The 9,814-nt window shown below is 75.3% G+C and carries 9 protein-coding genes; 7 read left to right on the top strand and 2 right to left on the bottom strand.

Translation table 11 applies throughout. The annotated features are described in order from the left end of the window. Nucleotides 1-30: 30 nt before the first annotated feature. From ABD352_RS08300 to ABD352_RS08270, 7 genes are all read left to right on the top strand, one after another. The gene (locus tag ABD352_RS08300) at nt 31-783 is read left to right on the top strand and encodes a 2,3-dihydro-2,3-dihydroxybenzoate dehydrogenase (RefSeq protein WP_344611644.1); all 753 of its coding nucleotides are present in this window, start codon (nt 31-33) and stop codon (nt 781-783) included. A gap of 26 nt (nt 784-809) precedes the next feature. Next, a complete protein-coding gene (locus tag ABD352_RS08295) occupies nt 810-2,000 on the top strand; it encodes an isochorismate synthase (RefSeq protein WP_344611643.1) in 1,191 nt (396 codons plus the stop codon). Continuing rightward, nucleotides 1,990-3,579, top strand: a complete 1,590-nt coding sequence (locus ABD352_RS08290; protein WP_344611642.1) for a (2,3-dihydroxybenzoyl)adenylate synthase — start codon at nt 1,990-1,992, stop codon at nt 3,577-3,579. Before ABD352_RS08295 ends, ABD352_RS08290 begins: the two co-directional genes overlap by 11 nt. A 6-nt stretch (nt 3,580-3,585) precedes the next feature. Then, complete coding sequence (locus ABD352_RS08285; RefSeq protein ID WP_344611641.1) at nt 3,586-4,209, top strand: isochorismatase family protein; 624 nt, start codon at nt 3,586-3,588, stop codon at nt 4,207-4,209. A gap of 10 nt (nt 4,210-4,219) precedes the next feature. After that, nucleotides 4,220-5,512, top strand: a complete 1,293-nt coding sequence (locus ABD352_RS08280; protein WP_344611640.1) for a lysine N(6)-hydroxylase/L-ornithine N(5)-oxygenase family protein — start codon at nt 4,220-4,222, stop codon at nt 5,510-5,512. A 66-nt stretch (nt 5,513-5,578) separates the two neighbouring features. Further along, the gene (locus tag ABD352_RS08275; protein ID WP_344611639.1) at nt 5,579-6,694 is read left to right on the top strand and encodes a WD40/YVTN/BNR-like repeat-containing protein; all 1,116 of its coding nucleotides are present in this window, start codon (nt 5,579-5,581) and stop codon (nt 6,692-6,694) included. Continuing rightward, nucleotides 6,691-6,987 carry a MoaD/ThiS family protein gene (locus ABD352_RS08270; protein WP_344611638.1) on the top strand — a complete coding sequence of 99 codons (297 nt, stop codon included), beginning with the start codon at nt 6,691-6,693 and terminating at the stop codon, nt 6,985-6,987. The genes ABD352_RS08275 and ABD352_RS08270 overlap by 4 nt, the downstream gene beginning before the upstream one ends. 85 nt (nt 6,988-7,072) lie before the next feature. Here the strand turns inward: ABD352_RS08270 and ABD352_RS08265 are convergent, their stop codons facing one another. Together ABD352_RS08265 and ABD352_RS08260 are read right to left on the bottom strand one after the other, a co-directional pair. After that, the gene (locus ABD352_RS08265; RefSeq protein ID WP_344611637.1) at nt 7,073-7,420 is read right to left on the bottom strand and encodes an STAS domain-containing protein; all 348 of its coding nucleotides are present in this window, start codon (nt 7,418-7,420) and stop codon (nt 7,073-7,075) included. Continuing rightward, entirely contained in the window at nt 7,417-9,813 is a 2,397-nt protein-coding gene (locus ABD352_RS08260) for a SpoIIE family protein phosphatase (protein WP_344611636.1), read from the bottom strand. Before ABD352_RS08260 ends, ABD352_RS08265 begins: the two co-directional genes overlap by 4 nt. Nucleotide 9,814 lies beyond the last annotated feature (1 nt).

Here is a 9,814-nt window from a genome sequence, read left to right as displayed (position 1 = left end):
GTTAGGCTAACCTCACAAACGAGGAGGATCATGAACGGGATCGCGGTGGTCACCGGGGCTGGCCGTGGCATCGGCCGGGCCGTGGCGCTGGCGTTCGCGGCCGGCGGGACCCGGGTCGCCGCCGTGGACCGCGACGGCGACGCGGTGGCCGAGCTCGCCGCCGGGCACGACGGGATTGCCGGCATCGCCGCCGACGTGGCCGTCGCGGCCGAGGTCGACGCGCTCGTCGAGCGGGCCGAGGCCGAGCTGGGGCCGATCGCGGTGCTGGCCAACGTCGCCGGCATCCTGCGCACCGGGCCGGTCGTCGACTTCGGCGACGGCGACTGGGCCGACACGTTCGCCGTCAACGCGGCCGGGGTGTTCCACGCCAGCCGCGCGGTCGCCCGGCGGATGGTCCCCCGCCGGTCCGGCGTCATCGTCACCGTCTCCTCCAACGCGGCCGGCGTGCCGCGGGCCGGTATGGCCGCCTACGCCGCGTCGAAGGCGGCCGCCACCCACTTCACCAAGAGCCTCGGGCTGGAGCTGGCGCCCTTCGGCATCCGCTGCAACGTGGTCGCGCCCGGGTCGACCGACACGCCCATGCAGCGGGCCCTGTGGGGGCCGGGCGGGGCGGCCGCGGTCGTCGCCGGCGACCCGGCGGCGTTCCGGGCCGGCATCCCGCTCGGGCGGCTCGCCGCGCCCGAGGACATCGCCGACGCCGTGCTCTTCCTCGCCTCCGACCGGGCCCGGCACATCACCATGCACGACCTGTACGTCGACGGCGGGGCAACGCTGCGCGCCTGAGCGCCGGCCGAAGGGAGCAACCACCAGTGACCACCGTCTCCGTCTCCGTGGAGACCGAGCCCGATCTCGTGGCCGAGTACCGGCCCGGCGCCTCGTCGGTGTTCGCGTCGCCGCGCGGCACGCTGCTGGCCGAGGGGACGTACTTCGCCGTGCCCCCGTCCGGCCGCCCCGACGGCCTGGCCGACCTTGACCGGCGCGTCCGCGCGGTGCTCGGCGTGGCCGAGGCGGCCGGGCACCCGGTCCGCGCCGTGGTCGGGGCGGTTCCCTTCGCCCCCGGCGGCCGGGACCACCTCGTCGTGCCGATGCGCCTGCGCCGCGGCGCCCCGCCCTCGGCCGGGCAGGCCATGCGGGCCGCCGGCACCGTCGGGATCCTGGGGCTGCGGCCCGCGCCCGAGCCGGCCCGCTACGCCGAGGCCGTCGCGCGCGCCGTGCGGCACATCGACGCCGGCGCCTACACCAAGGTCGTGCTGGCCCGCTCGCTGCGGGTCGACGCGCCCGGCTTCGACCCCGCCCCCGTGGTGCGGGCGCTGGCCGCGGGGGAGCCCTCGGCGTACACCTTCGGCATCGACGCCGGCGGCGGGCGCACGCTGCTCGGGGCGAGCCCGGAGCTGCTGGTCTCCCGCCGGGGGCGGCGGGTCGCCGCGCACCCCCTCGCCGGCTCGGCGCCGCGCAGCGCCGACCCGGCCGAGGACGCCCGCCGCGCCGCCGCCCTGCTGCGCTCGGCCAAGGACCGCCACGAGCACGCCGTCGTCGTCGACGCGGTGGCCGGCGCGCTGCGGCCCCACTGCGCCGAGCTGAGCGTGCCGGCCGAGCCCACGCTGGTGCGCACGTCCACCATGTGGCACCTCGGCACCGTCGTGGCCGGCACCGTCGCCGACCCCGGGGTGAGCGCCCTCGCGCTCGCCACCGCGCTGCACCCGACCCCGGCCGTGTGCGGCACGCCGACCGCCGCCGCCCGCGCCGCCATCGGCGAGCTGGAGGCCTTCGACCGCGGCCTCTACACCGGCATGGTCGGGTGGGTCGACGCCGAGGGCGACGGCGAGTGGGCGGTCACCATCCGCTGCGCCCTGGCCGACCCCGCCGGGCTGGACCTCTACGCCGGGGCCGGGATCGTCGCCGGCTCCGACCCGGCGGCCGAACTGGCCGAGACGTCCGCCAAGCTCGGCACGATGCTGGCCGCGCTCGGCCTGGCCGCGGAGAGCGCCGATGTGGCCTGAGGAGTTCGCCCGTCGGTACCGCGAGCAGGGCTACTGGACCGGCCAGACCTTCGACGACCTGCTGCGCTCGCGGTCCGACGCCCACCCGGACCGGATCGCGGTCGTCGACGGGGAGCGCCGGGTCACCTACGGCGAACTGCGCGACCGCGCGCTGCGCCTGGCCGGCGGGCTGCACCGCATCGGGGTGCGCCGCGGCGACCGGGTGGTGGTGCAGCTGCCCAACCGCGCCGAGTACTTCGACGTCGTCTTCGCGCTGTTCCGCCTGGGCGCGCTGCCGGTCTTCGCGCTGCCGGCCCACCGGGCGGCGGAGATCGGCTACTTCTGCGCCCACACCGAGGCGGTCGCCTTCATCACGACCGACGTGCACGAGGGCTTCGACCATCGCACCCTCGCGGCGGCCGCGGCCCCGGCGACCACCATCGTGGCGGGCGCCCCTGGCATCCACATCGGACTGTCCACGTTGTACGAGAGCGCCTACCCGGACCTGGGTCTCCCATCTGCCGGTGAGGTCGCCTTCCTGCAGCTCTCGGGTGGGAGCACCGGGCTGCCGAAGCTCATCCCGCGCACCCACGACGACTACCTCTACAGCGTGCGGGCCAGCGCCGAGATCTGCGGCCTGACCGCGGACAGCGTCTACCTCGCCGCGCTGCCGGTCGCGCACAACTTCACGATGTCCTCGCCCGGGGTGCTCGGCGCGCTGCACGCCGGCGGCCGGATCGTCCTCGCCCGGCGGCCCGACCCCGCGACCGTGCTCCCGCTCATCGCGGCCGAGCGGGTCACGATCACGGCCGCGGTACCCCCGCTGGCCCTGCTGTGGCTCGACGCCGTCGCCGCCATGGCCTCCGGGCCGGACCTGAGCAGCCTGGAGGTGCTCCAGGTCGGCGGGGCCAAGCTCGGCAGCACCGTCGCCGCCCGGGTCGCCCCGACCCTCGGCTGCCGCCTGCAGCAGGTCTTCGGCATGGCCGAGGGCCTGGTCAACTACACCCGCCTCGACGACCCCGACGAGGTCGTGCTGCACACCCAGGGGCGCCCGATCAGCCCGGACGACGAGATCCGCATCGTCGACGACGAGGACCGGCCCGTGCCGCCGGGCGCCGCCGGGCAGCTGCTCACCCGCGGCCCGTACACCATCCGCGGCTACTACCGGGCCGCCGCGCACAACCGCGAGGCGTTCACCGCCGACGGCTTCTACCGCACCGGCGACGTGGTCCGCCGCCGCGACGACGGGTACCTCGTCGTGGAGGGGCGGGCCAAGGACCAGATCAACCGGGGCGGCGAGAAGATCGCCGCCGAGGAGGTGGAGAACCACCTGCTGACCCACCCCGCCGTGCACGACGCCGCCGTGGTCGCCGTGCCCGACGCCTACCTCGGCGAGCGCACCTGCGCCTTCGTCGTGCCCCGGGCCGGGCAGGACCCGCCCACCCTGCCCGCCCTGCGCCGGCACCTGCACGAGCGGGGCCTGGCCGCCTACAAGATCCCGGACCGCCTGCAGGTCCTCGACGCGTTCCCCGTCACCGGCGTCGGCAAGACCAGCCGGCGCGAGCTGCGCGCGGCCCTGCGCGCTCTGCAGAAAGGCTGAACCCCAGTGCTGCCTCGCATCACCCCGTACCCGGTGCCGACCGGCTTCACCCTGGCCGAGGCCCGCGTGCCCTGGCGGCCCGACCCCGATCGGGCGGTCCTGCTGGTGCACGACATGCAGCACTACTTCCTGGCCCCCTTCGGCACCGCCGACCAGGCGCTGCTGGGCCGGGTGGTGGACAACATCAACGCGCTGCGCAAGCTCGCCGCCGAGTTCGGCATCCCGGTCGTGTATTCGGCCCAGCCGGGCGGCCAGAGCCGGGCCGAGCGCGGCCTGCTGCAGGACTTCTGGGGCGACGGACCGCCGCCGGACGACCGGGCGCTGGCCATCCTCGACGCGCTCGCCCCCGCCCCCGGCGACGTGCGGATCACCAAGCGCCGCTACAGCGCCTTCGCCGGCACCCCGCTCGCCGACGTGCTGGGCCGCCGCGACCAGCTCGTCATCACCGGCGTCTACGCGCACATCGGGGTGCTTGCCACGGCCCTGGACGCGTTCATGCGCGACCTGCAGCCGTTCGTCGTCGCCGACGCCGTCGCCGACTTCAGCCCCGCCCACCACCGCGACGCCCTGCGCCACGTCCGCGACCGCTGCGGCGTCGTGGCCACCGCGGCCGAGCTCACCTTCAGCTGAAAGGTTCGAGATGGACCCTGTGTACGACGTCGTCGGCATCGGCTTCGGCCCGTCCAACCTCGCGCTGGCGATCGCGATCGAGGAGCACAACGCGACCGCCCGGGAGCCCGTCCGCGCCGCGTTCCTGGAGAAGCAGGAGCGCTTCGGCTGGCACCGGGGCATGCTCTTCGAGGACGCCACCATGCAGGTGTCGTTCCTCAAGGACCTGGTGACCCTGCGCAACCCGGCCAGCGGCTACAGCTTCGTGTCCTACCTGCACGCCCAGGGCCGGCTGGCCGACTTCATCAACTACAAGACGATGTACCCGCTGCGCGTGGAGTTCCACGACTACCTGCGGTGGGCCGCGGACCGCGTCGGCGTGCCCGTCCTCTACGGCCACACCGTGACCGACGTCGTGCCGGTCGAGGACGGCGAGCTGCTCGAGGTCGTCGCCGGCCCGCGCCGCCTGCGGGCCCGCAACGTGGTCGTGGCCGTCGGGCTGGAGCCGAGCCTGCCACCCGGCGTGGTCCCGGCCGAGCGGGTCTGGCACAACCTCGACATGCTGCACCGCGCCGCGTCCTTCGCCTCGCCCGATCCGAGCCGCTTCGTCGTGGTCGGCGCCGGGCAGAGCGCCGCCGAGTCGGTCGCGTTCCTGCACGAGCGCTACCCGACGGCCGAGGTCTGCTCGGTGTTCTTCCGCTACGGCTACAGCCCGGCCGACGACAGCAACTTCGCCAACCGCATCTTCGACCCGTCCGCCGTCGACCTGTACTTCGACGCCCCGGCCGACGTCAAGCGCATGCTCTTCGACTACCACCGCAACACCAACTACTCCGTCGTCGACGGCGAGCTCATCACCGACCTCTACCGCCGGGCGTACCGCGAGCAGGTCCTCGGCCGCCCCCGCCTGCGCATGCTCAACGCCTCGCGGATCGCCGGTCTGGACGCCCGCCCCGACGGGGTGACCGCCGTGGTCGAGCACCTGCCCACCGGCGCGCGCACGGAGCTCGCGGCCGACGTCATCGTCTACGCCACCGGCTACCGCCCGGTCGACGCGCTCGCCCTGCTCGGCGCGGCCGCCGTCCACTGCCGCCGCGACGAGGAGCGCCTGCCACTCGTCGGGCGCGACTACCGGGTGGCGACCGACCCCGCCCTGCGCGCCGGGGTGTACCTGCAGGGCGGCACCGAGCACGCCCACGGCATCACGTCCACCCTGCTCTCCGCCGTGGCCGTCCGTGCGGGCGAGATCACCGCCTCGATCGCCGCCCGCCGCCCCGCCGGTCCCGCGGCAGTCCCACGCCCGCTGGTCAACACGGCACCCTGAGTGACGTGGCGAAGCCGAGCGGCGCCGTCCCTTCCGTGCAAGGATGCGAGCAAGGGGGTGGTGCCGGTGACCGGCGTCCGAGTCCTGGTCGGCACGCGCAAGGGAGCGTTCGTCCTCACGGCCGATGGCGCGCGCCGCGACTGGCAGATCGACGGCCCGCACTTCGGGGGCTGGGAGGTGTACCACGTCAACGCCTCGCCGGCCGATCCCGACCGGCTCTACGCGTCGCAGTCCGGCGGCTGGTTCGGGCAGCTGATCCAGCGCTCGGACGACGGCGGCCGCACGTGGGAGCCGGTCGGCAACGACTTCACCTACGCGGGGGAGGTGGGGGAGCACCTGTGGTACGACGGCACGCCGAGACCGTGGGAGTTCAAGCGGATCTGGCACCTCGAGCCGTCCCATGACGACCCCGACACCGTCTACGCCGGCGGCGAGGACGCGGCCCTCTACCGCTCGACCGACGGCGGGCACGAGTGGCAGGAGCTCACCGGGCTGCGCACCCACGCGTCGGGGCCGCGCTGGCAGCCGGGCGCGGGCGGCATGTGCCTGCACACGATCATCCTCGATCCGGTGCACCGGGACCGGATCTACGTGGCGATCTCGGCGGCCGGGGCGTTCCGCTCCGACGACGCCGGGCACAGCTGGCGGCCGATCAACCGCGGGCTGGTCTCCGGGCAGATCCCCGACCCCGACGCCGACGTCGGGCACTGCGTGCACCGGCTGGCGATGCACCCGTCGCGGCCCGACGTGCTGTTCATGCAGAAGCACTGGGACGTGATGCGCTCCGACGACGGCGGCGGCAACTGGCGGGAGATCAGCGGCGACCTGCCGAGCGACTTCGGCTTCCCGATCGCGGTGCACGCGCACGAGCCAGAGACCGTCTATGTCGTGCCGATCAAGAGTGACTCCGAGCACTACGTGCCCGACGGGCGGCTGCGCGTCTACCGCAGCCGGCAGGGCGGCGACGCGTGGGAGCCGCTGACCGAGGGGCTGCCGCAGCGCGACTGCTACGTCAACGTGCTGCGCGACGCGATGGCGGTCGACACCCTCGAGGACTGCGGAATCTACTTCGGCACCACCGGCGGCCAGGTGTACTGCTCCTCCGACGCCGGCGACAGCTGGGCGCCGATCGTGCGCGACCTGCCGGCCGTGCTGTCCGTCGAGGTGCAGGCGCTGCCGTGATCCGCGTCGTGCTGCCGGCGCACCTCAAGACCCTGGCCAAGGTCGGCGGCGAGGTGGAGCTGGACGTCGGCCCCGAGGTCACCCTGCGGCGGGTCATCGATGCCCTGGAGGAGTTGTACCCCGCGCTGCGCGGCACGATCCGCGACCGCGCGACCGGCCGGCGGCGCTCGTTCGTGCGCTTCTACGCCTGCGAGGAGGACCTCAGCAACGACTCCCCGGACGCCCCGCTGCCCGAGCCGGTCGCCCGCGGCGCCCAGCCGCTGCTGGTCGTCGGCGCGATGGCCGGAGGCTAGCCTCGACCGCCGGTCAGACCGCGATCTCGGCCAGCGCCGCTGGGACGTCCTCGCGCGATGGCCGGAGGCTAGCCTCGACCGCCGGTCAGACCGCGATCTCGGCCAGCGCCGCCGGGACGTCCTCGGCCAGCAGGCCGGGCAGGAAGCCGATCAGGTCCAGGGTGAAGCGGACCATGCCCGCGGCCGGGGCGGCCACCCGCACCGGCGCGCCCCGGTCGCTGAACACCGTGATCACCCGGTCCAGGCACAGCAGGCCGGCACTGTCCAGGAACGTCGTCTCGGAGAGGTCCACGACGACGCCGGTCGAGGCGCGGACGCTCACCAGCACGTCGCGCTCGACGAGGGGGGCGGTGGCGTGGTCGATCTCGCCGACCAGCTGGACGATCTCGCAACCACCGGCGGAGTACACCCGGACCTGACGCTCGCCGCTCATACTCCAAGCCTTCCGGGGCTGACGGTGCGGCGCATCAGGACCGTGGTGCCGACGCCGCGGTCGATCACCAGGTTGGTCATGAGCCGGCCGATCAGCGCCAGGCCGCGGCCCCGCTGCAGGGCCGAGCGGGGCGGGCGCCACTGGCCGGAGTCGGCCACCCGGACCGCGACCGCGTCGCCGTCGACCTGGGCGAGCACCCCGACCGCCCGGCCCTCGTCGAAGTCGTAGCCGTGCTCGATGGCGTTGGCCACCGCCTCGGCCGTGGCCAGCACGATGCCGAACCGGTCGTAGTCGCCGACGCCCTGGGTGGCCAGCCAGCGGTCCAGCGCCGCGCGCAGCCCGGCCAGCTCCGACATCCGGGCCGGGACCTCGGCCCGGAACGGCGGCGCGTCGGCGAAGTCGAGGGCGAGCAGGCACATGTCGTCGTGGCCACCGCCGTCCGGCAGCATCGCGTCGCTGAGCCGGCCGGCCAGCGCGGACAGCGGGGTCTGCCAGTGCTCGGCGGCCAGCTCGGCCAGCCGGTCGAGGCGCCGCTGCAGCTGCTCGCCGCGGCGCTCCACGAGCCCGTCGGTGTAGAGCAGCAGCCGCGAGCCGCGGGGTACCGTCAGCGCCGCCTCGGCCCGGGCCCGGCCGCCGGCGGTGGCGCCCAGCGGGCCGGAGCGGGCTTCCCACAGGTAGGTGGGCACCCCGCCCGGCTCGACCAGCAGCGGCGGCAGGTGGCCGGCGCAGGCGTACCGCAGCTCGCCGCTGTCCAGCGACAGCTCCGCGTAGGCGACCGTGGTCATCTGCCCGGCCGCGAACGAGGCGACGAACTCGTCCATGTGCCGCAGTACCGCGGCCGGCCCGTCCTGAGCGGTGGCCAGGGCGCGCACGGCGCTGCGCAGCTGGCCCATGGCGCTGGCCGCGTGCAGGCCGCGCCCGACCACGTCGCCGACCACGATGCCGACGCTCTCGGCCGAGGTGGCGAAGACGTCGTACCAGTCGCCGCCGACCTCCAGCGTGTGCACCGCGGGGCGGTACTCGGTCGCCACGCGGTACCGCGGATCCTGCGGCCACGTCCCGGACAGCAGGCTGCGCTGCAGCGTGTCGGCGACCTCCCGGTCCCGCTCGGACAGCCGCGCGTTGTCCAGCGACAGCCCGGCCCGGTCGGCGAGGTCGGCCAGGAAGTCGGGCCCGACGTCGGCCCGCCCGGCTCGGCCGGGGGCGTCCTGCTCGGCCGCGGTCAGCAGCAGCGTGCCGATGACCGCGTTGCGGGCCCGCAGCGGCAGCACCATGGCCCGCCGGCCGTCGGTGGCCATGAGCGGCACCCCGGTCAGCCGGCCGGCCCGCCCGGCCGCGTGGACGGCGGCGAGCACGTCGGTGGGGACGGTCCAGCCGTCGGCGCCCTCCGGCGCCGAGGCCCGCGCGCCGGCCTCCTCCAGGTCGATCTGGGCGTACGCGGCGACCTCCGGGACCAGCAGCTCGACCAGGCGGCGGGCCCGGCCCGCGTAGCCGGCGGTCTCGGAGAGGGCGCGGCTGAGCCGGGCCAGGAAGCCCGACTGCCAGGCCCGCCGGGTGGTCTCCTCCAGCAGCCGGATGCGGTCCAGGGCCTGTCCGGCCTGCCGCCCGATCGTGCGCATGAGCTCGATCGCCCCGTCGTCCAGCGCGCCGCCGCCGTCGAACTCGAACGACACCACCCCGAGTACCCGCACGTCGGCCACCAGCGGCGTGACGATCCGGACCCCGCCCGCGGCGGCGTCCTCCACGACGTCGAGCCGTCCGGCCGCCTGCGCCTCCGGGCCGGGGTCGTCCAGCGAGACCAGCGGCCCCGCCCCGTCCAGCGGGCGCAGCGCGGCCGCCGTCTCGTCCAGCAGGAACACCCGGGTGCGGGTGGCCGCGAAGGCCTCGGCGCCGACCCGCTCGATCGGCCCGGCGATCTCCTCGGCCCGCTCCAGCGCGGCGCAGCGCAGCACCACGTCCTGCAGCAGCCGGACCCGGGTCGCGTTGCGCTCGGCCCGGCGCCGCTCGGCCAGCAGCTCCCGCTCGTAGGTGCGCCGGTCGGTGGCGTCGAACACGGTCATCCGCATCAGTGCCGGCGGGCCGTCCCGCAGCTGGGCGTTGATCAGGGCGTCGAGCCGCGTGCCGTCGGCGCGGCGGAACTCGGCGGCGATCTCGCGCACCTCGCGCTGCAGGTGCAGCAGCGGCGCGAGGTGCGTCTCGTGGAAGATCCGGCTGCCGCCCGCGTAGATCTCCTGGATCCGCCGGCCGGTCAGCTCCCCGGGGCCGTAGCCGGTCCAGTCCAGGAACGTCCGGTTGACGCGCACGATGGTGCCGTCCGGGCGCAGCGAGAGGTACCCGCACGGCGCGCTGTCGTAGAGATCCTCCGCGTTCTCATCGGGCAGCGGTTCGGGCACG

Origin of the sequence: Dactylosporangium salmoneum (assembly GCF_039532525.1) — a bacterium.
GTDB lineage: Bacteria > Actinomycetota > Actinomycetes > Mycobacteriales > Micromonosporaceae > Dactylosporangium > Dactylosporangium salmoneum.
Note: the sequence above shows the minus strand (reverse complement) of the source record. Positions and strands in the feature narration are given on the sequence as shown.